Source organism: Lacihabitans sp. LS3-19 (assembly GCF_024343575.1).
Taxonomy (GTDB): domain Bacteria; phylum Bacteroidota; class Bacteroidia; order Cytophagales; family Spirosomataceae; genus Leadbetterella.
On the sequence record NZ_RJUA01000121.1, the window covers coordinates 114,880 to 139,155 of the forward strand.

Here is a 24,276-nt window from a genome sequence, read left to right on the forward strand (position 1 = left end):
ATCAAAAAAATTCATTTAAAAATGAAAAGAAATATTTTAGTAAAATTAACATTAGGCGTATCCCTGTTGACCATGATTGGTTATTCGTGCAAGGATACTTTCCTAGAGGTGCTTCCGACTGGCTCTATTGCTAAGTCGCAGTTGACCTCAAAAAATGGACTTGAGGGAGCTTTGATAGCTGCTTACGGTCAAATGAGTGGTTACGGTACACGTATGGTTCACCCAAACAACTGGGTTTGGGGTAGTATTCGTGGAGGAGATGCCAACAAAGGTACTGACCCAGGTGACTTCTCTGATATCAATCCTATTCAACGTTTTGAGTATTTATCTACTCAGGGTGTTATCAATGATAACTATCGTGGACTATACGAAGGAGTAGCTAGAGCTAATAGTGTTTTGGCTTTATTGCCGGATGCTCAGTCTGATATTACTGCAGATGATAAAAAACGTATCGAAGCTGAGGCTAAGTTTTTAAGAGCTCACTTCTACTTCTCTTTAAAGAGAAACTATAACAATACACCTTATGTAGATGAGACTGTTGATGTTGGTAGTGGAATTGAATTGGTTAAAAATGACGCTGATTTATATCCGAAAATTGAAGCTGATTTCAAGTTTGCTTATGATAATTTGGCTGCTACTCAGAGCCAAGTGGGTCGTGCTAACAAATGGGCTGCAGCTTCTTATTTAGCTAAAGTTTATATGGCTCAGAAAAAATATGCTGATGCTAAAACTTTGTTTGATGCAATTATAGCTAACGGTGTTACCACTGGCGGTAAAAAATATGCATTGGTAGAAAGCTTCCCAGATTTATACAAAGCATCGAATGACAATAACTCAGAGTCAATTTTTGCAGTTCAAGCTGCTGCTAACACTGGAAGTGTTAACAATGCTAATGGTGAATTGGATTTGAACTGGCCATACAATACTGGACCTAACGGACCTGGTAACTGTTGTGGTTTCTTCCAACCTAGTTTTGAGTTAGGAAATTCATTTAGAACAAAAGATGGTCTTCCGTTATTGGATGGTTCATATAATACTCCAGCCAATGCTTTGAAAACTGATATGGGAATTCAATCAAGTGCAGCATTTACTTTAGATGCTGGTGAGCTAGATCCTCGTTTGGACCATACAATTGGTCGTCGTGGTATCCAATTTTTGGATTGGATTAAGCACCCAGGATTTGACTGGATTCGTAACCAAGCAAATGGTGGACCGTATTCTCCTAAAAAATACTCTTACTATAAATCAGATGTGGGTAAATATCAAGATAACTCTTCTTGGACTCCTGGATACACTGCTTTAAATGTAACAGTTATGCGTTTTGCTGATATCCTTTTAATGGCAGCTGAATGTGAAGTTGAAGTTGGAAGTCTTGAGAAAGCTCGTGAATATGTAAACATGATTCGTACACGTGCTGCTAAGACTGTTGTTATGAACGACGGAGCTCCTGCTGCCAACTACAAAATCAAAAATTACGAGTCGCCTTGGACTGATAAAACTGTTGCTAGAGCTGCTGTTCGTTTTGAGCGTAAGTTAGAATTAGCAATGGAAGGCCACCGTTTCTTTGACTTAGTAAGATGGGGAAGTGATGTTACAGATATTAACAACTATCTTAAATATGAAAGTCAGTTCTTGCCTAACACATTAGGCGGTTCTACTTATCAAGCTAAGCATGCATTGTTGCCATTGCCTCAAGGTCAAATTGACTTAGTTGGTGCTGATGTACTTAAGCAAAATCCTGGGTATTAATATTTAGGTTTTTAAAAGCATAAAAAAAGGGTAGAAGCAAAGCTTCTGCCCTTTTTTTGTTATTTTTGGGTATCATAAATTTTTCAATTTAATGCGGTTCTATTTTTTAATTCTTTTTAGTTTTTTGTTGTTTTTCTCTGCCTGTAAAGAGCAAACGCTTTTTGAAAAAATGGAGGCAAAAGATACTGGAGTTTTGTTTGCTAACAGAATCACCGAGAATGATTCAATGAATATCCTTGACTTTGAATATGTATATAATGGTTCTGGGGTTGGAATTGCTGATTTTAATAATGATGGTTTGCAAGATGTTTTCTTTAGTGGAAACCAAGTCAAAAACAAATTATACCTTAATAAAGGCTCTTTTAAATTTGACGATATATCTGAAAAGGCTGGGATAGATGGAAAAGGGAGGTGGTGTGCAGGAGTAGTGGTAGTTGACATTAACAACGATGGTTGGATGGATGTTTATGTAGCCGCAACTGTGAAAAAAATTGACACTGAACGACAAAATTTGCTGTATGTTAATCAAGGTATAGAAGATGGGATACCTGTTTTTAAAGAAATGGCAGAAGAGTATGGGGTCAATGATGATGGACATTCTGAAAATGCTGCATTTTTTGATTATGACAATGATGGAGATTTGGATCTGTATGTTTTAACAAATGTAATTGATCTATATCCCAATCAGTTTAGAGAAAAGATGGTTGATGGTACTAACCCTAATACGGACCGTTTTTATAGATGTGATTGGGATGAAAAACTTAATCATCCTGTTTATACAAATATTTCCAAAGAAGCAGGGATTTCAATTGAAGGTTATGGTTTAGGCCTGAATATTTGCGATATTAACCAAGATGGTTGGAAAGATATTTATGTAACCAACGATTACCTATCTGATGACTTATTTTATATCAATGATGGCAAAGGAAAATTTGTGGACATGGCTGCTAAATTACTAAAACACACAAGTAATTCGGCTATGGGTAACGATATTGCAGACATCAATAATGACGGGAATTTGGATATTTTTGCTGTGGATATGCTGGCCAAATCAAATTACAGAAAGAAAGTGTTGACAGGAGCTACAAATTATCAAACCTATAATCTTTACAATGAATTTGGTATCAATTACCAATACATGAGAAATACGCTGCAGCTCAATAATGGTGTAAATAAACAAAACCAGCCGATGTTTAGCGAAATCAGTCTTCTGGCAGGTGTGGCAGAGACAGATTGGAGTTGGACACCTTCTTTGGCGGATTTTGATAATGATGGTAATCGGGATTTGTTAATTACGAATGGTTTTCCAAAAGATGTGACAGACAGAGATTTTACATCTTTCAGAAATGAGGCAGAAAAATTAGCTGCTCGTCAGTTTATATTAGACCAAATACCCGTAGTAAAAATCAGCAATTATGCTTTTAGAAATACAGGAAATTTGCAATTTGAAGATGTAACCGAAAAATGGGGCTTGGATATTCCTTCTTTTTCAAACGGGGCGGTTTATGCTGACTTAGACAATGACGGTGATTTGGATTATATAGTAAACAATATCAACGATTCGGCTTTTGTTTTTAAAAATACTTTAATAGAAACTGACAAAAACAAAGAAAGTCATTATCTAAGACTTAGATTTGAAGGGGATGCTAAAAACAAAAACGGAATAGGAACTGTGGCCATTTTGGAGTTTGAAGATGGAGAGAAAATCATTCATGAAAACAACCCTTACCGTGGTTATTTGTCTAGCGTTGAGCCACTGGTTCATTTTGGGATTGGGGCAAAGAAAATCAAGTCTCTAGAGATTCAATGGTACAATGGAATGTCTCAGATTATTAATAATCCTCAAAAGGATCAATTAATGGTTTTAAATATCAAAAATGCAAATAAGCTGACTGTTCATGCATCAGAACCAAAGAATGAATTGTTTCAAGATATAACAGATCAAACCCATGTAGATTTCCTTCATAAAGAGTTGGACTTTATTGACTACAATATTCAGAATTTATTGCCATTTAAATTGTCTGAACTAGGGCCTGGAATGAGCGTGGGTGATGTCAATGGCGACGGACTTGAAGATGTATTTATGGGAGGTGGAAAGACCTTCAATGGTTTGTTTTTTCTACAACAACAGAATGGCGAATATTTAAAAAAATATTTAAATGATCAGGAAGAATCATCGGAAAAACTATCTGACGACTTGGGTTCCTTGCTTTTTGATGCGGATGGAGACGGAGACCTGGATTTGTACATCTGTAGAGGTGGGAGTGAAGGTCAACCCAATGATAAATCTTTTCAAGACATAATATATTTAAATGACGGGAAAGGTGGTTTTTCTGAAAACAAACAGATACTTCCACAATTCGCAACGAGTACATCTTGTGTAAGAGCAACAGACTTTGATAATGATGGTGATTTAGATTTATTTGTAGCAGGTAGGAATGTCCCTGGTCAATATCCAAAATTCACAGATTCTTATTTGCTACGCAATGATTCGGGAAATGGACTTGCGAAATTTACGGATTTGAAATTGCCTGAACTAAAAGATTTAGGCTTAATCTGTGATGTACTTTGGACTGATTTTGACAATGACGGTTGGATGGATCTTTTAGTTGCTGGAGAATGGGCTGCTCCGCGATTATTTAAAAATAATAAAGGAAAGCTTACAGAATTAAAAAATACAGGTCTTGAAAATCTCAAAGGATTGTGGACTTCGGCCAATAGTGGAGATTTTGACAATGATGGAGACATAGATTACGTTTTGGGAAATGTAGGGCTAAATACCTTGTTTAAAGGGACAAAAAAAGAACCTGTGAAGGTAATTGCTAAAGATTTTGATAATAATGGTAATTATGACATCATTCCTTTTATTTATTTTCAAGACCTAAATAAGAAAAAGGTTTTGGTACCTTACAATGGGAAAGACGACGTAAATAAGCAACTAAATGCTACTCGATCGAGATTTGTTTCTTACAAAGAATTTGCGAATGCCAATTACGACAATTTACTGACAAAAGAAGAGAAAAAAGGTGCCCAAGAGTTGGAATTAAATTATACCAAATCTTTGGTAATTATGAATCTTGGTGGAGGCAAGTTTGAAATTAGGGAATTACCTATTCAAGCACAATTTAGTCCTGTGAACGGTATTTTAGTGGAAGATTTTGATCAGGACGGTTTTCAAGATTTGCTGATTTCTGGGAATAATTTTGGTAATGAAACCTCTATGGGAAGATTAGACGCATCAAATGGATTTTTCTTAAAAGGGAAAGGGAATGGTGAATTTGTTAATGTTTCCAATTCAGGATATTATGTGCCAAAAGATGCCAAGTCTTCTGTGACCATTAGCAATGCAAAAGGTGAGATTTGTATTTTTGCGTCCCAAAATAGAGGCACTTTAAAAGTTTTTAAAACTCCTTTGATAAAGCAAAATATTGGTCTGAACTCGAAAAATAGGAGTTATACTTACCAAATCAATGGTAAAACCACAAAAAAAGAATTGAATTTTGGTTCGTCTTATTTAGGCCAATCTAGCAGGTATATTGTACTTCCTGCAAATGCTAAAAATTTAAAGGTAAATTGAAATGCACAAAGGCATAGTCTCAATTTTATTTCTTTATTTCTTTATTTTTAGCTGCACTTCAAAAAAAATAAGTGAAACTTTTAATGCTAAGCCTTCTGGACTAAGTGGGGAAGAGTTGGCGAAAATTCATTGTGCCAGCTGTCATGTTTTCCCTGAAGCCGATTTGTTGCCCAAAGAGATTTGGTTAAAAGGCGTATTGCCTAAAATGGCTTTGCGATTAGGGCAAGGAGATTTTATGCAAGAGATGATGTCACATCAGAATACTGAAATGATGGTGATAATGGAATCTGGAATTTATCCTGATAAGCCTTTGATTGTAAAAGAGGATTGGGAGAAAATCGTAAAGTATTATGAAGATAATGCTCCAGAAAATCTTAAAAGTACCCCTACGCACATTACCACAGACTTGGATTTATTTGCTGCAAGTCCCCAAAAAATAAATGCTCAAGAGATTGTGATGACCAAATTTGATTCTTTGAGTAAGAAAATATTTGTGGGCTCTGCTCTAAAAAGTTCGATTTATAGTTTTCAAATGGGTTCAAAAAAAATTGACTCTGTGAAAACAAAGAGCCCAAATGTGGATTTTGGATTTCATAATAATTTAGGAAGGGTTGAATTGGAAGTAGGGATTTTGAACCCTTCTGATTTATCTGAAGGAAGATTGTTAGCCAGTGGGAAGGTTTTAAAAGATAAAATGCATAGACCTGTTAATCTAGTCTTAGCAGATGTGAATGAAGACGGAACAGAGGATTTTATAGTTTCAAATTTTGGAAATTTGCTCGGAAGTTTGGTCTGGTACGATGGAAAAACCTTTGAAGAAAATCTGCTTTTAAATGAACCTGGTGCTAGAGTCGTATATTTTGTTGACTTTGACAAAGACGGGAAAAAAGACATTTTGGCATTAATGACGCAAGGAAGGGAGTCTATTGTTTTTTTTAAAAACATTGGAAAAGGAGCGTTTGAAATGAAACCTTTGTTGCGTTTTCCGCCGGTTTATGGTTCGAGTTATTTTGTGGTGAAAGATTTAAACAATGACGGCTATCTTGATTTTGTTTATACCAATGGCGACAATGCAGATTTGTCGATCGTAAAAAAACCTTATCACGGACTTAGGATATTTATTAATGATGGTAAAATGAATTTTTCGGAAAAGTATTTTTACCCAATAAATGGTGCTTCAAAAGTTCTTGTAGAGGATTTTGATCAAGATGGTGATTTTGATATGGCTATAATTTCTTTTTTTCCTGACGATAAAAAGAAAGAGGGATTTCTTTATTTTGAACAAACAAAAAACTTTAATTTTAATATTAAATCTAAAAAGAACATTTCCAACGAAAAGTGGCTCACTATGGATAAGGGTGATTTTGATGGAGATGGCGATATAGACTTGGTTCTCGGGGCGTTTAATAGAGACAGAAAAACGCCCTCAAAAATCAATTCTGTTGTGATTTTAGAAAACAAATTGAACCCTAAAACTTCAAAAAACAAATGAAAATCAAAATTTTACTTTTTTTAAATCTGTGTTTTTTTACTGCATTCTCCCAAAGCAAACTTACGGTAGAGAAAATAATGCAAGACCCGAAATGGATCGGTACTTCACCATCTGAGATCTCATGGTCGGATGACAGTAAAAGCATTTATTTTAAATGGAATCCGGAAAAGAACTTGGGAGATTCGTTATATAATTATTCTTTGAAATCAAAAAAAACAGAGAAAGTCTCAAAGAAAGATCGCTTGACTTTAACCGCTGAGGGTAAATATAATTTAGATTATACGAATAAAGTTTACGCCAAAGACGGTGACTTGTATTTATATTATCCACAAACCAATACAACGTTAAGAATTACAAAAACGGTGGATATCGAATCTAGGCCTTCGTTTTCTGTAGATGGGCAGTCAATTTTATTTGTAAAAAACCAAAATGTTTATGCTCAAAATATTGTGAATGGTTCGGTAGAGCAATTGACAGATTTTAAATCTGGCTCAAAGTCCTCAGAAAAGAAAAAAACAGAAGAAGAGGCTTGGTTGGAAAAAGACCAGATGGCTTTATTCGAAGTTCTTACGGAAAGAAAAACCAAGGAAAAAGAAAGCAAAAAAAATAATCCTGAGCCTAAAGGACCCAAAAAGATTTACTTAGAAGATAATAGACTCTCAAATGTTAATATAAGTCCAAATAGTGATTTTATAGCTTATAGTTTAATAGAAACTCCCAAAAATCAGAAAAGTACTATAGTGCCAAACTATGTAACTAACTCTGGATACACTACGGATATTCCTGCCAGAAATAAGGTAGGGTCTCCTCAAAATTCAAGTTCGGCATATATTTATTGTATAGCGGCAGATACGGTTTTTAAACTTTCGAGCAAAGGTTTGCCAGGTTTAAATACATTTCCGGAATTCTTTAAAGATTATCCAAAAATTGATAGTGCTACGAAAGCAAAAGGAAGGGAAGTGCAATTTTATAACTTTGTTTGGTCACCTTTAGGCACTAAGTTAATAGCCGAGGCTAGAACAATAGATCATAAAGATAGATGGATTGTAGAGGTTGATTTGGCCTCTGGTAAAACTAAAAGTATAGATCATCAAAGAGATGAGGCATGGATAGGAGGGCCTGGGATTTCGAATTTTGCAAGTACTTTAGGCTTTTTAGATGAAAATACGATTTATTTCCAAAGTGAAGAAACTGGTTATTCTCATTTATACAAAATGGACTTAGTTTCAAACAAAAAACAGGCTTTAACAAATGGTAAATTCGAAGTTCTAAAAGTTGAGCTTTCTGTTGATAAGTCTAAGTTTTATGTAACCACAAACGAAGTTCATCCAGGTGAGCAACATTTCTATCATCTTTCGGTAAATGGAGGTGAAATGAAAAAAATAACTAACATGACCGGGTCAAATGATGTGACGATTTCACCTGATGAGAAATATCTAGCAATTAGATATTCGTATTCAAATAAGCCTTGGGAATTGTATTTGCAAAAAAATGATGCAGGAGCAAAGGCCGAAAAATTAACGAATTCATTGACAAAGGAATTTGAAGCTTACGCTTGGAGAGACCCTAAGGTTATTACTTTTAAAGCTGAAGATGGGCAAGAAATTTACGGTAGATTATATGAGCCTGATGCGAAAATTGCAAAAGCTAAAGGAAAACCTGCGGTGATTTTTGTTCATGGAGCGGGATATTTGCAGAATGCCCATAAGTGGTGGAGCAATTATTTTAGAGAATATATGTTCCATAATTTGCTTACTGACCTTGGTTATACCGTTTTCGATATAGATTATAGAGCTTCTGCTGGCTATGGTAGAGATGTAAGAACGGGAATTTATAGATATATGGGGGGTAAAGATTTATCTGACCAAGTAGATGCTACTAAGTTTTTAATCAAAAACTATGGCGTGGACGCAAAGAAAATAGGGATTTACGGCGGGTCCTATGGAGGCTTTATAACATTGATGGCATTGTTTACAACTCCTGATGTTTTTAAGGCTGGGGCTGCACTTAGGCCTGTTACTGACTGGGCTGCTTACAATCACGGATATACTTCTAACATCCTAAATACACCTCAAACAGACAGCATAGCTTACCACAGAAGTTCACCAATTTATTTTGCAGATGGCTTGAAAAACAACCTTTTGATTTGTCATGGTGTGGTGGATGTAAATGTTCATTATCAGGATGTTGTAAGGCTAAGTCAAAGGCTTATTGAGCTGAAAAAAGACAATTGGTCAATGGCCTCTTATCCTATGGAAGACCACGGTTTTGTGGAGCCGAGCTCATGGACAGATGAATATAAAAGAATACTGAAGCTTTTCGAGGAGAAATTGAAATAAATCCTTTTTTATTATCTTAGGAAATAGTAATTTGTTGGAAAATACTTGACAAAAAATATGTCTAAATTCGTTTTACTGCTCGACTGGGAAGGATTTGAAAAAGATAAATATGTTCATACTGTTTTAGAAGACAATCTTTTGCCGAATTATTTTATTGGCTGCCGTTGGTTTGCAGGAAAAGCTCGCAAAAATTGGCGACTTAAAATTTCCCAAGTAATAAGGATGAATTATGAGGAATCTCAATATTTCTTTGCGTTTATTAATGTGAAATATCCTGAAGGTGACACTGAAACCTACATGTTTCCTCTTTCGTTTGTGGCGGATGATATTGAAGGTTTACCTAGTGAAGCAATCATAACGCCCGCAAGTTTAGAGGAAAAAGAAGGATATTTAGTTGAAGCCGTTTTTGATCCTGCATTTAGAGAAGCTATTTTTCATAATATTGTCAATAGCCAAAATATACTACAGATTACAAACGATCATCTGGTTTTTGAAAGAGGAAAGGGCTTAGAAGACGAAACAGCAATTGATAGCATAATTCCTGATATAGATTCAAGTAATACAGCCTTTGTGTTTGGAGGTAAGTATTTTTTTAAATTGTATCGCAAGCTTTTCGCAGAGACCAATCCTGAGGTAGAGATGGTGCAGTTTATTACCCAAAACTCTGATTTTAAAAACATTCCGAGGTATTGTGGAAGTGTAACTTTAGAGAAGAAGTTGGAAAGTGACATCACTATCGGATTGCTGGTTGAGGTTATAGCCAACGAAAAAGACAACTGGTCAAAAACGGGAGATTATCTCAACGATTTTATGTTCGCTTTTGTAGATGGTAATTTCCAAATTAAGGAAAATGTTTTCGAAAAAGTGGGTTTACTTGGTCAACGAACAGCCCAAATGCACGATGCCCTTTTTAATATTAATTGTGAAGAAGGATTTAGAGCAGATATTTTTGATAGACCTTACAGAAGATTTATCCATCAAAAAGTTGAGGACTTATTAGAACACCGCTATAATATATTGACAGAAAATTATCTTTCTTTAGACGAGCAATCGCAGATACTGGCTTGGAAGTTTATGGAAGCCAAAGACATTATCTTAGATTTTGTAGATCAAATATTAACAAGGCCAATAGAATCATTTAGAACCAGAATTCATGGAGATTATCATTTGGGGCAGGTTTTGGTTTGTAAAGAAGACCTAGTTATTATTGATTTTGAGGGCGAACCAGAGAGTACTATTTCAAGTAGAAAAGTCAAGCATTCACCACTTAAAGATGTTGCTGGGATGATTAGATCTTATCATTATGCAGTTTCGGCTAAGTTATTTAACAGTCCAGAAACCAAGTCTTTGAATGAGAAAGTTTTGCAAAGAGCTACTGATAGATGGTATAGATTAATGCGAGATACCTATCTCGATGAATACATGACGTATTTTGGGCCATTACACCCGCTTTTAAAAAATAACAATGAAATTAATTATTTATTACAATTTCATTTGCTAGAGAAATCAGTATACGAATTAGGCTATGAATTAAACTACAGACCAAGTTGGGTCAAAATACCGCTAAAAGGAATTTTAGATGTAATTTTAGAGATAGAAAAACTGAATAGGTAAAATGATTATTTATAAACTTTATTTGTTTTTGTTTGCTTTAAAAACCGCAACTTGTTCATGTAACTATGAACATAAAACATCTTTTTTTGAAAAAAGTCGTATTAATATTTCTAAGACAGGGAAGTTTCCGGTTTGCATTGGTGAAAATTCGGGTTTAAGCAAAGCATGGCAAGATGGTTTTTATTGGACGCATAATGATTCTGGTGGGAATCCTGAGCTATATATGGTTAATGCCGAAGGTTTAATGTTTGATACATTGGATGTGCCAGGTGCCATAAATGTTGACTGGGAGGATTTGGCAAAAGACAATAAAGGGAATATTTATATTGGAGATTTCGGGAATAATTCTAACAGAAGGAAAGACCTAACAATCTATAAAAGAAATTATTACGGCGTAGAAAAAATCAAGTTTAAATACGCAGATCAAACACCGGCAGATTCTTCGAATTTAATTTTTGATTGTGAAGCTTTTTTCTGGAAAAATGACTCTCTTTATCTTTTTACCAAAAGTTGGAACAAAGGGAAAAAACTTACCAAACTTTATGTTTTACCCGATAGTCCTGGTGAATATGAGGTTTTACCTATAGCTCAGACCTATTTTAAATCCCAAGTTACTGGAGCCGATATTAGTCCGGATGGTTCTAAGTTTGCACTTATTACCTATGGTAAACTGATGATATACAATATTATTGATGGACAAATCAATTTCAAATCGCCTCAAAAGTGCATAAAAATAGGAAAGAACCAAACAGAGGCTGTAGTGTTTGAAAACGACCACAAAATTATTTTTTCTAATGAACAACGTAAGATATTCAGCATAGAAATTTAACACTGACTTAACATACCTCTATTTAACAAAGCTTACTTTTGTGCTGTAAAATTAACGTTCGTTTAACAAAAAATTAATATGGCTAAAAAAGTACTTGTCATTGACGACGATTTAGACATACTAGAACTTTTGATTTATAATCTAAGTAAGGAAAATTACGAGGTAAAATCAGCTGTTAATGGACTGGAAGGTATAAAAGTTGCTAAAAGTTTTATGCCTGACCTCATCTTGATGGATATTATGATGCCCGTGATGGATGGCATAGAAGCTGGTAAAATCATCAAAAATACTGAGAGTCTTAAGCATATTTATGTTATCTACCTCACTGCTCGTGCTGAAGAATACTCTGAAGTTGCCGCATTCGATGCAGGTGCCGACGATTATTTAACCAAGCCTATTAAACCAAGGGCTCTAGTAAGTAGAATAAATGCCTTTTTTAGAAAAGAAACTCAGAAAAATGTAGTTGATGGAATTCTAGAAATTGCAGGATTAAGAATTAATAAAGAAAATTATTCTGTCACCAAAGAGGATGGCTCGATAGTTATTTTACCTAAAAAAGAGTTTGAAATTTTGTATTATTTGGCAACTGTTCCTAACAAAGTTCAATCAAGAGATAGCTTATTACAAAAGATTTGGGGCTCTGATATTTTTGTTGTTGAGCGTACGATTGACGTACATATTAGAAAAGTCCGGGAAAAAATAGGAGACAAATATATAGGTACACTCAAAGGTGTTGGCTACATGTTTAAAACAGAATAACAGGCAAATGCTTGTTTTTTTGTTATAAATCCTACAATTTCGCTATGTAAACTTTGCCTATGTTTTTATCACCGAGGTGGATATCGCTTTTTACTTCTTTATTGGTTACGAGCATCGTAGTAGCTTTTTTGAGCTTTGTTCCTGCAGCTGATAGTGGCGTACTATTTGTAGCAGGCATTTCAAGTTTTTTTTCGACCTTCTTTTTTACCTACTATATCGTTGACCTTCTAGTATTTAGAGAGGTAAATCAAATCTATGTTTCTATTCAAAAACTTAAAATTCGGGATTTTGATATCTCAAGAAAATCCTTGCTAAGAAGTGTAAACCCACTGAAAAAACTTAACAGGGAGATTTCTAACTATGTAAGCAAAAAAGAAGAAGAAATAGGTGAGTTGAAGCGAATGGAGATTTTTAGACGAGAGTTTCTTGCTGATGTTTCTCATGAACTTAAAACACCGATTTTTGCAGCTCAGGGCTTTGTACATACATTAATTGATGGAGCCATAGATGACCCCGAAGTTGCGGTTAGGTTCTTAAAAAAAGCTGCTAAAAGTCTTGATGGTTTGGATGTATTGGTGAGGGATTTGGTGGTTTTGTCCCAAGTTGAAACTGGAGATTTAAAGATGCATTTCGATAGTTTTAATATTGTGGAGGTGATAAAAGAAATCTTCGAACAATTAGAAAATAAAGCCAACAAGCGAAATACGGAATTGGTTTTAAAGCCTAAGGAAAAGGAAGAATGTTTTGTTTTTGGAGATAAACAAAGGCTTTCTCAAGTTTTGACAAACCTGGTCGAGAATGCCATAAAATATGGAAAAGACAATGGCAAAGTAGTTTTGGAACTTAAAATAGAGAACAGGAATGTTGAAATCTCTGTAGAGGACAATGGACCAGGGATTCCACAAGACCAATTACCACGGATTTTCGAAAGATTCTATAGAGTGGATAAAAGTCGATCAAGAGAAACTGGCGGGACTGGTTTGGGTCTGGCCATCGTTAAACATATATTAAATGCCCACGATTCAGTGATAAGTGTAACTTCGAAAATAGACAAAGGCACAAGATTTACCTTTCATTTGACTAAACCACCCAAGGAATTTGCGTAAATTGCAGTCCAAATACAGATACAATGGACTTAAGCAGGTTTAAAAAGCCACCAAAAAATTTAGTTTTTACGGATTTAGTGATTTTTGAAAATGACAATTATGTTATAATCAATAAACCTCCGTTTGTTCCTTCTTTAGATGAGCGTACAGCAGATAGATCTTTGAGTATATTAAAACTTGCTAGAGAGGCATTTGGTGACATACAACTTTGTCATAGATTAGATAAAGAAACTTCTGGAGCATTGGTATTAGCAAAGAATCCTGAAGCTTATAGAAACCTTGCCATGCAATTTGAGCACCGCGAAGTTCAGAAAGAATATCACGCGGTAGTAAATGGTCTACATGACTTGGACAGTATTTCGGTGTTTTTGCCCATTGCTCCTTTAAAGGATGGCACCGCTGTTAGAATTGATAAATTGAGAGGTAAATTAGCTGAAACATTGTTTTTTACCATTAAAAAATATACGAGACACACTCTGGTCAAATGTATGCCCATAACTGGTAGGATGCATCAAATTAGAGTCCATTTGCAGTGTTTAAAAGCTCCAATCGTTTGTGATCCTACCTATGGAGGAGAAATGGTTTTTTTGTCAGACATTAAAAGGAAGTTTAATTTGAAAAATGAAACTGAGGAACTTCCGCTAATTAAAAGAGTGGCATTGCATGCACATACCATTAAGTTTTTAGATGTAAACGGAGAAAAGATTGAAGCTACAGCGGAATATCCTAACGATTTCCAAGTATTGGTAAATCAATTGGAAAAATTCGCTAGATAAATATTCGGTTTTATCTTTGAAAATTCTTTTTAACTTCTTCGTGGTCTGCGTCGCCTAAAAGAAAACCCCAAGCCTTTAAAGAATCAGTAGAATCGAATACCACTTTTATGATTGCGGTCAAAGGCAAGGCAAGTACTAATCCACTTATGCCCCAAAGGTTGGCAAAAAGTAAAAGAGAAATAATTGCAGCTAAGGAGTTGATGCTTACTTTATTGCCAACAATGTATGGGGTAATGAAATTGCCCTCTAAAAATTGAATTACACCAAAAGAAGCTCCTACGCCAACAGCATACCAATAGGAATCTTTTGTAATCAGTGCAACTATAATTGGCAAAGCTGAGCCTATTGCAATACCTATGTAAGGTATTAAAACTAAAAATGAAGCAAAAAAGCCAAAGAAAAGAGCGTTTTCGATGCCCAATAAATAAAGGGAAGAAGTGTTTAATATACCTATAATTAAGATAACTAAAAGTAATCCAACAATATAGTTTCTAACTACTCCATTTATTTTGTTAATAGTCTGAGAAATAGCATGTTTGCTGCTTTTTCTCATTAAGAGATACACAAAAGTTACTAAAAAATCTCTATATAATAAAAAAAGAAAAATGTAAAGTGGTAAAAGAGAAAGGTTTATAAGAAATCCAGAAGTTGTACTTAGCGTTTGACCTATAATAGTTGTACTATTTTTTAATATTTCTGTTAAATATTTTTTACTTTCAGCTATTAATTGAGTCTGATTAAAATTAAAATTATGTCTTAAGAACCTTTCAATATCCGCAATCCACACTATTCCTTTTTCTTCTATTTGAGGGAGTAAACTCTCCAATTGGATTATTTGGGTATACGAAAAATAGCCAATTAAGGTTAATATCGAAAGTGTTAGAAAAATGGAAATCAAAATAGCAATAGGCCTTGGAATTTTATGATTTTCCAAAAACTGACATACCGGAAATAGCAAAAATGAAATTAAACCCGCAATTATAAAAGGAATAACGACGTCTTTTAATATTGACATTGCAAAAATAACAATCACCAAAATTATCAGGCTGTAAGCAGCATTTTGAACACTCGGGATGTTATTTTTTATATACCTCATTCGGCTTCCTGAAGTTTTTGCTTATAGATTCTTTGAGAAACCACAATACTTACTTCATATAAAAAATATAGAGGTATAGCCACCACTATTTGGCTTATCATATCTGGAGAAGGAGTGATAATGGCAGCCACAATCAATATTACAACAATTGAATGTTTACGGTACTCTTTTAGAAACGCTGGCGTCACAACCCCAATTTTGGTTAAAACCAAAATGGCCATAGGAAGCTGGAATGTAACCCCACATGCTAATGTCAATGTAGCCAAAATAGATATATATGACTGAATATCAAATTGATTTTCTATACTAGGGTCAATTTGGAAATTTACCAAAAAGTTTATTGCAAAAGGGGCTACAATATAATATCCGAATAAAACACCAATGAAAAACAAGGCTGTAACATAAAAAACAGAGCCAGTTGCTGCTTTTTTCTCAGTTATTTTTAGTCCTGGTTTTATAAATCTCCATATTTCCCAAAAAACATAAGGAAATGCAAAAAGTAGACCTATTATAGCAGAAGCAGTCAATGCCATCATAAATTGACCAGAGACTTCGCGACTCATTAAAGAGAAATTAAGCTTATCGACACAAAGACTTTGTATACCAACTAAATTTCCAAGCTCACAAAGTTTTCTATATGTCCAGAAGTCAGGACTTGCTGGGCCTAAAATAATGTTTTTGAAAATAAAAGACATAGAAAACCATGCGATTATCATAAAAACTAAAATTGCAGCGACTGATCTTATGATGTGCCAGCGTAATTCCTCGAGATGCTCAATAAAAGTCATCTCTTTTTCTCCTTTTTCTTCCTCGTTATCGTCGTAATCTATATATGGTGCTTGATCTAAAGGCATCTATTTAATTTTCTTTTTACAAATGTAACAATTTTATACACTTATTTTAAACAAAATACCCCATCTAAACATTCAGATGGGGTATTATATTTTTTTTGATTTTATTTAAAAAGCGGAAACCATTTCATCCACTCATTTACTTCATTTCTTACATCACTAATAATAGCCTCATTGTCATGATTCATCAACACATTATCAACCATTTCCACAACTCTCACAAAGTCATTTTCTTGTAAGCCTCTTGTAGTCATTGCAGCAGTTCCAACTCTGATTCCGGATGTAGTCATTGCTGAAGCATCGTCAAATGGAACCATATTTTTGTTAACTGTAATGTCCGCTTTTATCAAAGTGTTTTCAGCCAATTTTCCAGTTAAACCTTTTGGTCTTAAGTCAATTAATGCCAAATGATTGTCTGTTCCGCCAGAGATTACTTTGTAACCTTTGTTCATAAATGCTTCAGCCATTACTTTGGCATTTTTTTGTACTTGGACGGCATAGTTTCCAAAGTTTTCCGTTAAAGCTTCGCCAAAAGCAACAGCTTTAGCCGCTATAATATGCTCTAATGGCCCACCTTGTGTTCCAGGAAATACACCAGAATCTAACAAAGAAGCCATAGATCTGATTTTGCCTTTGGCAGTGCTGATTCCAAATGGATTTTCGAAATCATTTCTCATCATTATTACTCCACCTCTGGTTCCACGAAGCGTCTTGTGAGTAGTGGTTGTAACAATATGACAATGGTCAAATGGATCTGCCAAAAGACCTTTGGCAATTAAACCTGCAGGATGTGATATATCAGCTAGTAAAATTGCACCCACTTTGTCGGCAATATTTCTTAAACGTGCATAATCCCAGTCTCTAGAATAAGCTGAAGCACCACAAATTATCATTTTTGGTTTTTCTTTTACCGCAGTTTCTTCGACTTTATCCCAATTTATTAGACCAGTTTCTTTTTCAACGCCATAAAAAAACGGTTGGAAGTATTTTCCAGAAATATTAACAGGAGAACCATGAGATAAATGTCCACCATGAGATAAGTCAAATCCTAAGATTTTATCACCAGGCTTTAAGCAAGCAATAAAAACAGCCATGTTTGCTTGTGCACCTGAATGAGGCTGAACATTGGCCCAAGTTAAATTAAATAATTCTTTAAGTCTGTCTATGGCTATTTGTTCTATTTCGTCTACAACCTCACAGCCACCATAGTATCGTTTCCCGGGCAATCCTTCGGCATACTTGTTAGTTAGCACGCTCCCTGCGGCATCCATTACTTGAGGTGAAACGAAGTTTTCTGAGGCAATTAGCTCAATTCCATGCAATTGTCTATCATGCTCTTTTTGAATTAAATCAAAAATTTGATTATCTCTGTTCGGCGTAGAATTCAATACTGACATTGATTAATATTAAATTATAGATTATTTATTACTCGATTTTTCTGAGCCGCAAAATTAAAACTTCTTTCTAAGAAATACTTGAATATTGTGCTTTTTTGTTGTCTAAATCTAATAATTCTTAAATTGTTCAGTAATTGATTTAGAGGAATTGAATTTCCTAAAGCCTTCCTTATGTTTTATGCAATTAACATTGGTTTAGTTTTTAGTCTTTTTTTTGATGATTTAAAGGGTATTTTTGAAAATATCGAAAAATAATTCTATTTTTATAAATTATACCATGAAACCCTAATTCTATATAAACCCAAATTTGATAAGTTCTTTTAATTAAATGATTATTGAATTTATTGAAATTGCCCAATGAACCCATTAATATGCCAATTCTTTTTGATTTTTCTTTGAATATTTCATCATTGATATACGAGCCTGTAACTACTCTGACTGATTTACTTTTGGCTTTTAGTTGCTTCTATTTTTTCTTTTCAATACAAAAAATTGAAGTAAATGTGATTTTTATAAGTCATTGGCAGAAATTCTTCTTGTTCTTAGGTGTTTCTACCATGTTAGGTGCCATAGCACACAGTATTTTTGAAAGGGAGAAAAGCACGGTGTATGATTCTGTGTGGATATCGATGCAGATATTTGCAGGTTTATCCATTTTTTATGCCCAGGCGGCTGCATTTAGACAACTGAAAAATCCTAAACATCGTAGTTTATTTTTGTCACTTTCTCTTGCCCAGCTTCTAATATTTATTCCTTCAATTTTTTATTTTTTTGATTTCAGAGTTGTCGCATTAAATTCCTTTATTGCTTTGGTGCAGTTGGTAATTGTGTTTTTCCCCAAGAACTTTGAAAATTGGGTTTATAAAGCATATATAAGTTTCGGTTTTTTTATTTCTTTTCTTACAGTATATGTACACAACCAGAAACTTTCTTTTTCAAAATGGTTTAATCACAATGATATTTCACATTTGATAATGTATTTGAGTATTTTGCTGATTTTCAGAGGTATAAAATACCAATGCAAGTCTGATAATATTTTACAAACCAATAACTGATAAACTATCCCAACAGGTTTTGTAAAGCTTTATCTAGTGTTTCAAATTTGAATTTTATTGGAGAAATTTGCTTATTTATTACTTTACTGCTACCTAGTATTACAACTGACATTTCTCCAAGAATCATTTTTAGAATAAATGAAGGAATATTAGGTAAGAGTATTTTTTTACCTAATACTTGGGCTGCAGTTTTTGTAAATTCTTGATTAGTAACAGGGTAGGGGGCTACACCATTTATTATGGTTTCGATATTTGGGTTTATTATTGATTGAAAAAAAATCTCCACCATATCATCAATATGAATCCAAGACATCCATTGTTTTCCACTTCCAAAAGCCGCTCCTGCGTAATATTTAATTGGATTTATAATTTTGGGTAACGCACCATCATTTTTATCTAAAACTACTCCAGTTCTTATTTTTACTACTCTCAGTTCAAACTTTTTAGCAAAATCATCTTCAGCTTTTTCCCATTTTTCACAGCAGTCTGCCATAAAGTCTTCGCCAGCCTCCGAGTCTTCATTGTTTTCGATATCGCCAGTATCACCACCATAAAATCCAATAGCAGAGCCACCTATTATGGCTTTCAAAGAGTCGCCTTTATAGTTTTCTTGTATCAATTTAAGCGTATCTACTCTGCTATCTATAATTTCTTTTTTACGTTGATTTGTCCAATGCTTATCTGCAATTCCGGCTCCTGCTAAATGTACAATTGTTTCAACTCCCTCAAAAGCTTTAGGGTCAACAGAGGTTTTGTCCCAATGAAATTCTTTAACGGATGAGCTATTTTTGACATTTCTAGTTAAAATGTTAACTTCATGCCCTTCACTCAAAAGCTTTTTGCTTAAAGCTTTACCTATCAATCCACTTCCACCTGTTATTAGTACTTTCATATATAATAAGAACTTTCACTTAAGCCCTTTTGTTTTTTATTCCAAAAAAAAATACCCTCATCTTTTTCAAAATGAGGGTAAACTTTTTCTGCTTTAATTTTTACTTTACTGAAATCTCATCCACAAATAACCAAGAGGGGCTACCTTGTCCAGGATGTCCAATTGGAAGTTTTCCATAGTTTTCTGCTACAATTTTTAAATATTTAGCATTTGCAGTTCCCACTGATATGTTAAGTTGTTGAACAAAACTTTCGTTTTTTGTTGAAAGGCCCAAATCCATTTTTTTAATAGATTTGAATGTTTTATTGTCGTCAGAAGTGAAAATCTCAAGACTTTTAGGTGGCATAATCCATGCTGTAGCTGCTCCTAAGAAACCGATTGAAACATTAGAAAACGAAGTCTTCTGTCCAAAATCCAAAGTAAAGTCAAGGTTGCCTCCGTTAAATCCAACCCATGGGTCATTACTATTTTCGTCTCCCCGAATCCCGTTAGTTAGGGCCATTTTTTCTCCACCAAAATACTTCTTTGGCTCTGTGCCAAGAGAATAGCTTTTTCCAGTAGATTTTGAGATAGTGTATGATTTTGATGAGATAGTGCTTATCATATTTCCCTCTTTTGAAAACAAAGCTGCGGAAATATTTCTATCTCCACCAATCGTTATTTTGTTTTTTGGCGAATATTCAAATGACTTCGAATTTGGCATAGTTCCGTCTATTGTATAGCGAATTACACCATTTTTATCATTCGAACTCATACTTAAAACTGGTTGGTTTAAACTGTTTTTTTCTGTTGTAAAAGATACATTATAAAATGCTTTAGAGTAATTTACTGCCATCTGATCAAGCCTTTTAAAATGTTGCATGAGCCTATTGCTAAAGTCTTCAAAATCTTTTGTTTTGTCAGACCAACCGATTTCAGCAGTAGCTATGGCCCTCGGAAACAACATATACTCGGCATATTCTGGTGTAGCTACATATTCTGTCCAAAGATTAGCTTGTACGCCTTTTATGTATTTTGCTTCTTCAGTAGTTAATTCTGGTGAAAAAGGCTCAAAAGAATAAGTTTTTTCGATTGGCAAAAGACCACCTATAGCTAATGGTTCTGTACTTGGATTGGCTTGGTAATAATCCAAGTACATGTGGCTGTTGGGAGACATTATAACGTCATGTTTTTGTTTTGCTGCAGCTATTCCTCCTTCCACACCTCTCCACGACATTACCGTTGCATTAGGCGATAGGCCACCTTCTAATATTTCATCCCATCCAATTATTTTTCTACCTTTTGAACTTACAAATTGGTCTATTCTTCTTATAAAATAACTTTGTAATTCATGTTCATCCTTCAATCCTTCCTTTTTCATAAGATTCTGGCAAAAGTCAGACTTTTTCCAAGCTTCTTTGGGGCATTCGTCGCCACCAATATGGATATACTGGCTTGGGAAAATGTCCATTATTTCTGTTAATACATCCTCTAAAAAAGAAAAGGTTTTTTCATTTGGACAAAATACACGAGGTTCTACTCCCCATTTAGTTCCAACTTCAAACTGCTCTCCAGTGCAACCAAGTTCTGGATATGAAGCAAGTGCTGCTAAAGCATGCCCAGGCATTTCTATTTCGGGTACTATCGTTATGAATTTTCTTTGAGCATAGGCTACCAAGTCACGCATTTGATCTTGTGTATAAAAACCACCATAAGGTGTTCCGTCGTACTTTTGGTCTCGGTAATGTCCTACCATTGATTCTTTTCTTATTGAACCGATCTCTGTTAGTTTAGGGTATTTTTTGATTTCTATTCTCCAGCCTTGGTCTTCTGTGAGATGAATATGGAAAGTATTCATTTTGTTGATAGCCATCACGTCAACCATTTTTTTAAGAAATTCAATCGAGAAAAAATGGCGACCTAAATCTAGCATAATACCACGATATTCAAACCTTGGTTCGTCTTTAATGGTACATGCGGGAATAGAAAGATTTAGATTAGGTTGAATTGAAGCTCCAAAAATTTCAGATGGAAGTAGTTGGAGCAAGGTCTGTAATCCATAGAAATGCCCAACTGGGTTTGAGGCCTCAATTGTTATATTTTTGTTGCTAACGCGTAGTTCGTAACCTTCCTTTGCAATCTTGCTGTTTTTTAAAAATAGGATTTTATTATTTCCTGAATTCGCAGAAACTATCTCAATTGGTCTGTTTTTTATAATTTTTAACCTTATCGCCAATTGTTCGGCAACGGCTGTGGCTTCTGTGTTGTCTGAGGAAACTGCAATTTGAGTATTTTCATCAATCGAAAATTTACCTTTACCAATGTCTATACTTTGAGGTTTGGGTATAATTGAAAGAGTATTTTGGGCGAAACATCCGACCGAAATTAAGAGTGATATGATAAGCTTCATTATTTAATATTTATTAGGACATAGACGCAAAATAACGATTTTTTATTTAATAAATTATTTTATAAAAAAAATCGACTTAAAAACAGGTTTAAATCGATTCGTTTTTTTTGAAAATATTAAATATTGAGCAGGGTTTTTAATACTTCTTATTTCAAAATTGTATGCCCCATTTTGTCTCTTTTTGTCTTTAGATATTCTTCATTGTGTGGGTTTGAGGCTATTTCGATTGCTACAGAGTCTACTATTTCAAGTCCATAACCCATTAATCCTATCCGTTTTTTGGGATTATTTGAAATTAATTTTATTTTCGAAATTCCTAAATCTCTTAAGATTTGAGCTCCTACGCCATAGTCTCTTTCGTCAGGAGCAAATCCAAGCTCGAGATTTGCCTCTACAGTATCTCTCCCCAGCTCTTGGAGTTTATAGGCTTTTAATTTGTTTAACAATCCTATTCCTCTTCCTTCCTGATTCATGTAAATTATTACTCCTTTTCCTTCTTTTTCAACCATTTCCATGGCGGCGTGTAATTGGGGCCCACAGTCGCACCTGCAAGAACCAAAAATGTCGCCAGTTACACATGAAGAATGTACTCTTGCTAAAATGGGTTCGTTTTCCTCCCAATTACCTTTTACCAAGGCCATGTGAATCTGATCATTATTTAATTGTCTAAAAGCTATTAGTTCAAAGTTTCCCCAATTGGTCGGCATATTTACGCCGATTTCTCTTTTGATAAGACTTTCTTTTTCAAGTCTATAGGCTATCAAATCTTTGATAGAAACTAGTTTGAGGTTGAACTTGTCTGCTAAGATTCTGCACTGTGGCAAACGAGCCATTGTGCCGTCTTCATTTAATATTTCAATCAAAACGCCAGCGGGTTTTAAACCTGCAAGTTTTGAGAAATCTATTGCGGCTTCTGTATGTCCTGTTCTCCTTAATACTCCTCCTTCTGCTGCTATAAGTGGGAAAATATGTCCAGGCCTACCTAAATCTTCAGGTTTGGTATCTGAATTAACCAATGCTTGTATAGTCTTTGACCTGTCAGACGCAGAAATACCCGTAGTGCAGCCATTGCCCAATAAATCCACAGAAACCGTAAATGCTGTCTGATGTTCAGCTGTGTTTTTTCCTACCATTGGGTCTAAGCCGAGCTCTTTACAACGCTCCAACGTAAGAGGTGCACACATTAAACCACGACCTTCTTTTACCATGAAATTCACCAATTCAGGACTTATTTTTTCAGCTGCACAGATAAAATCACCTTCGTTTTCTCTATCTTCGTCATCTACTACTATTATTACGTTTCCATTTTTTATTTCCTCTATCGCTTCTTCAATGGAATCCAGTTTTATTTGCTGCATAAAGTGTTTTTTTGCAAAGTTACCAATAATAGCCAAGTAATTAAAAATGAATCAGGTTAAACATCACACAATTCTACTGCCTTTTTTAAAGAATCTATTTTATCCGTCTTTTTGGGAATGAATTCTTGACCTACATATCCTTTAAAGCCCGTTTCAATAATGGCTCTCATTATAGCTGGATAGTTTAGTTCTTGAGTTTCGTCAATTTCGGCTCTTCCAGGTACTCCACCAGTATGATAGTGTCCAATAAATGCTTTGTTTTCATTAATAGTTCTTATGATATCTCCTTCCATAATTTGCATATGATAAATATCAAAAAGCAATTTAAAATTTTCTGAGTCTATCATTCTGCAAAGCTCTACGCCCCAATCAGTGTTGTCGCACATGTATCCTTTGTGGTCTATTTTGCTATTTAGGAGCTCCATCACTATAGTTATGTTTTTCTTTTCAGCATAGGGGATTAATTTTGACAAACCTTCTGCACAATTATCTAAGCCTTGTTCGTCATCTATTTCTTCATCTCTATTTCCCGAAAAACAAATAATGCTTTTATATCCAGCTTTGGCAGTTTCATCAATTAGGTATTTATACCAGGCAATTAGTTTTTCATGATGTTCTATCTTATTCCATCCTTTTGTAATTCCCCATTCTTGGCTTGAATTAGAAACCATTGAGCAATGAATATCGTGTTTTTTTAATATGGAAAATTGTTTGACATCTACTAAATCTATCGCATTTATACCAATTTTTTTTATGGCAATTGCAAAATCTTCTAAAGGGATTGTTCTATAACACCAGTGGCAAACGCTGTGATTAATGTTACCTTTCAGGTTTGAATTTGTGTTTTTTAATTCTTTTGAAAAGGGTAGCATCAAACCTCCTAATGCTAGGTTTTTGATGGTTTCTCTTCTGGTATTTAATTTTTCCATAAATTAATCTTTAGATTTGCCCTAAAATTAGTATTTTCTTTAATATTATGAAATAGAAATATTTTTTG

17 protein-coding genes are annotated in these 24,276 nt (G+C 34.5%); 10 read left to right on the forward strand and 7 right to left on the reverse strand.

Annotated features, from left to right (window positions below; all coding sequences use genetic code 11):
• Window positions 1–21 precede the first annotated feature (21 nt).
• The 9 genes from EGI22_RS19325 to EGI22_RS19365 all read left to right on the forward strand — a co-directional run bounded on the left by EGI22_RS19325 (window position 22) and on the right by EGI22_RS19365 (window position 14,241).
• Window positions 22–1,749, forward strand: coding sequence for a RagB/SusD family nutrient uptake outer membrane protein (locus EGI22_RS19325; RefSeq protein ID WP_255070092.1), 1,728 nt, complete (start codon window positions 22–24; stop codon window positions 1,747–1,749).
• A gap of 169 nt (window positions 1,750–1,918) precedes the next feature.
• Complete coding sequence (locus EGI22_RS19330; protein WP_255070093.1) at window positions 1,919–5,326, forward strand: VCBS repeat-containing protein; 3,408 nt, start codon at window positions 1,919–1,921, stop codon at window positions 5,324–5,326.
• A gap of 1 nt (window position 5,327) precedes the next feature.
• Window positions 5,328–6,818 carry a VCBS repeat-containing protein gene (locus EGI22_RS19335; protein ID WP_255070094.1) on the forward strand — a complete coding sequence of 497 codons (1,491 nt, stop codon included), beginning with the start codon at window positions 5,328–5,330 and terminating at the stop codon, window positions 6,816–6,818.
• Window positions 6,815–9,157 (forward strand): prolyl oligopeptidase family serine peptidase, encoded by a 2,343-nt coding sequence (locus EGI22_RS19340; RefSeq protein WP_255070095.1) that lies wholly within the window; start codon window positions 6,815–6,817, stop codon window positions 9,155–9,157. The genes EGI22_RS19335 and EGI22_RS19340 overlap by 4 nt, the downstream gene beginning before the upstream one ends.
• A 57-nt stretch (window positions 9,158–9,214) precedes the next feature.
• Complete coding sequence (locus tag EGI22_RS19345; RefSeq protein ID WP_255070096.1) at window positions 9,215–10,771, forward strand: trehalose synthase; 1,557 nt, start codon at window positions 9,215–9,217, stop codon at window positions 10,769–10,771.
• A gap of 1 nt (window position 10,772) precedes the next feature.
• Window positions 10,773–11,600 (forward strand): hypothetical protein, encoded by an 828-nt coding sequence (locus EGI22_RS19350; protein WP_255070097.1) that lies wholly within the window; start codon window positions 10,773–10,775, stop codon window positions 11,598–11,600.
• 78 nt (window positions 11,601–11,678) lie between these two features.
• Window positions 11,679–12,359, forward strand: a complete 681-nt coding sequence (locus EGI22_RS19355) for a response regulator transcription factor (protein ID WP_255070098.1) — start codon at window positions 11,679–11,681, stop codon at window positions 12,357–12,359.
• 59 nt (window positions 12,360–12,418) lie between these two features.
• On the forward strand, window positions 12,419–13,465 hold the full coding sequence (locus EGI22_RS19360; RefSeq protein WP_255070099.1) for a cell wall metabolism sensor histidine kinase WalK: 1,047 nt from the start codon (window positions 12,419–12,421) through the stop codon (window positions 13,463–13,465).
• A 23-nt stretch (window positions 13,466–13,488) separates the two neighbouring features.
• Window positions 13,489–14,241, forward strand: a complete 753-nt coding sequence (locus EGI22_RS19365) for an RluA family pseudouridine synthase (protein WP_255070100.1) — start codon at window positions 13,489–13,491, stop codon at window positions 14,239–14,241.
• A 10-nt stretch (window positions 14,242–14,251) separates the two neighbouring features.
• Here EGI22_RS19365 and EGI22_RS19370 read toward each other — a convergent pair whose 3' ends face one another.
• From EGI22_RS19370 to glyA, 3 genes are all read right to left on the reverse strand, one after another.
• Window positions 14,252–15,337, reverse strand: coding sequence for an AI-2E family transporter (locus EGI22_RS19370; RefSeq protein ID WP_255070101.1), 1,086 nt, complete (start codon window positions 15,335–15,337; stop codon window positions 14,252–14,254).
• The gene (tatC, locus tag EGI22_RS19375) at window positions 15,334–16,191 is read right to left on the reverse strand and encodes a twin-arginine translocase subunit TatC (RefSeq protein WP_255070102.1); all 858 of its coding nucleotides are present in this window, start codon (window positions 16,189–16,191) and stop codon (window positions 15,334–15,336) included. Before tatC ends, EGI22_RS19370 begins: the two co-directional genes overlap by 4 nt.
• Window positions 16,192–16,292: 101 nt before the next feature.
• Window positions 16,293–17,585, reverse strand: coding sequence for a serine hydroxymethyltransferase (glyA, locus tag EGI22_RS19380; RefSeq protein WP_255070103.1), 1,293 nt, complete (start codon window positions 17,583–17,585; stop codon window positions 16,293–16,295).
• 335 nt (window positions 17,586–17,920) lie between these two features.
• Between glyA and EGI22_RS19385 the strand changes: the two genes are divergently transcribed.
• Window positions 17,921–18,640 carry a hypothetical protein gene (locus tag EGI22_RS19385; protein WP_255070104.1) on the forward strand — a complete coding sequence of 240 codons (720 nt, stop codon included), beginning with the start codon at window positions 17,921–17,923 and terminating at the stop codon, window positions 18,638–18,640.
• Window positions 18,641–18,644: 4 nt separating this feature from the next.
• Here the strand turns inward: EGI22_RS19385 and EGI22_RS19390 are convergent, their stop codons facing one another.
• The 4 genes from EGI22_RS19390 to EGI22_RS19405 form a co-directional block, all read right to left on the reverse strand.
• Window positions 18,645–19,532, reverse strand: coding sequence for a TIGR01777 family oxidoreductase (locus EGI22_RS19390; RefSeq protein WP_255070105.1), 888 nt, complete (start codon window positions 19,530–19,532; stop codon window positions 18,645–18,647).
• Between the two features lie 100 nt (window positions 19,533–19,632).
• Window positions 19,633–21,921, reverse strand: a complete 2,289-nt coding sequence (locus tag EGI22_RS19395) for a family 20 glycosylhydrolase (protein WP_255070106.1) — start codon at window positions 21,919–21,921, stop codon at window positions 19,633–19,635.
• A gap of 146 nt (window positions 21,922–22,067) precedes the next feature.
• Window positions 22,068–23,279, reverse strand: coding sequence for a bifunctional 3,4-dihydroxy-2-butanone-4-phosphate synthase/GTP cyclohydrolase II (locus EGI22_RS19400; protein ID WP_255070107.1), 1,212 nt, complete (start codon window positions 23,277–23,279; stop codon window positions 22,068–22,070).
• Between the two features lie 56 nt (window positions 23,280–23,335).
• Window positions 23,336–24,208 (reverse strand): hydroxypyruvate isomerase family protein, encoded by an 873-nt coding sequence (locus tag EGI22_RS19405; RefSeq protein ID WP_255070108.1) that lies wholly within the window; start codon window positions 24,206–24,208, stop codon window positions 23,336–23,338.
• Window positions 24,209–24,276: the final 68 nt, after the last annotated feature.

Excerpts from the sequence above, each read along its gene's own strand:
- EGI22_RS19325 (WP_255070092.1), top strand. The coding sequence starts at position 22 with ATGAAAAGAAATATTTTAGTAAAATTAACATTAGGCGTATCCCTGTTG.
- EGI22_RS19330 (WP_255070093.1), top strand. The coding sequence starts at position 1,919 with ATGGAGGCAAAAGATACTGGAGTTTTGTTTGCTAACAGAATCACCGAG.
- EGI22_RS19335 (WP_255070094.1), top strand. The coding sequence starts at position 5,328 with ATGCACAAAGGCATAGTCTCAATTTTATTTCTTTATTTCTTTATTTTT.
- EGI22_RS19340 (WP_255070095.1), top strand. The coding sequence starts at position 6,815 with ATGAAAATCAAAATTTTACTTTTTTTAAATCTGTGTTTTTTTACTGCA.
- EGI22_RS19345 (WP_255070096.1), top strand. The coding sequence starts at position 9,215 with ATGTCTAAATTCGTTTTACTGCTCGACTGGGAAGGATTTGAAAAAGAT.
- EGI22_RS19350 (WP_255070097.1), top strand. The coding sequence starts at position 10,773 with ATGATTATTTATAAACTTTATTTGTTTTTGTTTGCTTTAAAAACCGCA.
- EGI22_RS19355 (WP_255070098.1), top strand. The coding sequence starts at position 11,679 with ATGGCTAAAAAAGTACTTGTCATTGACGACGATTTAGACATACTAGAA.
- EGI22_RS19360 (WP_255070099.1), top strand. The coding sequence starts at position 12,419 with ATGTTTTTATCACCGAGGTGGATATCGCTTTTTACTTCTTTATTGGTT.
- EGI22_RS19365 (WP_255070100.1), top strand. The coding sequence starts at position 13,489 with ATGGACTTAAGCAGGTTTAAAAAGCCACCAAAAAATTTAGTTTTTACG.
- EGI22_RS19370 (WP_255070101.1), bottom strand. The coding sequence starts at position 15,337 with ATGAGGTATATAAAAAATAACATCCCGAGTGTTCAAAATGCTGCTTAC.
- tatC (WP_255070102.1), bottom strand. The coding sequence starts at position 16,191 with ATGCCTTTAGATCAAGCACCATATATAGATTACGACGATAACGAGGAA.
- glyA (WP_255070103.1), bottom strand. The coding sequence starts at position 17,585 with ATGTCAGTATTGAATTCTACGCCGAACAGAGATAATCAAATTTTTGAT.
- EGI22_RS19390 (WP_255070105.1), bottom strand. The coding sequence starts at position 19,532 with ATGAAAGTACTAATAACAGGTGGAAGTGGATTGATAGGTAAAGCTTTA.
- EGI22_RS19395 (WP_255070106.1), bottom strand. The coding sequence starts at position 21,921 with ATGAAGCTTATCATATCACTCTTAATTTCGGTCGGATGTTTCGCCCAA.
- EGI22_RS19400 (WP_255070107.1), bottom strand. The coding sequence starts at position 23,279 with ATGCAGCAAATAAAACTGGATTCCATTGAAGAAGCGATAGAGGAAATA.
- EGI22_RS19405 (WP_255070108.1), bottom strand. The coding sequence starts at position 24,208 with ATGGAAAAATTAAATACCAGAAGAGAAACCATCAAAAACCTAGCATTA.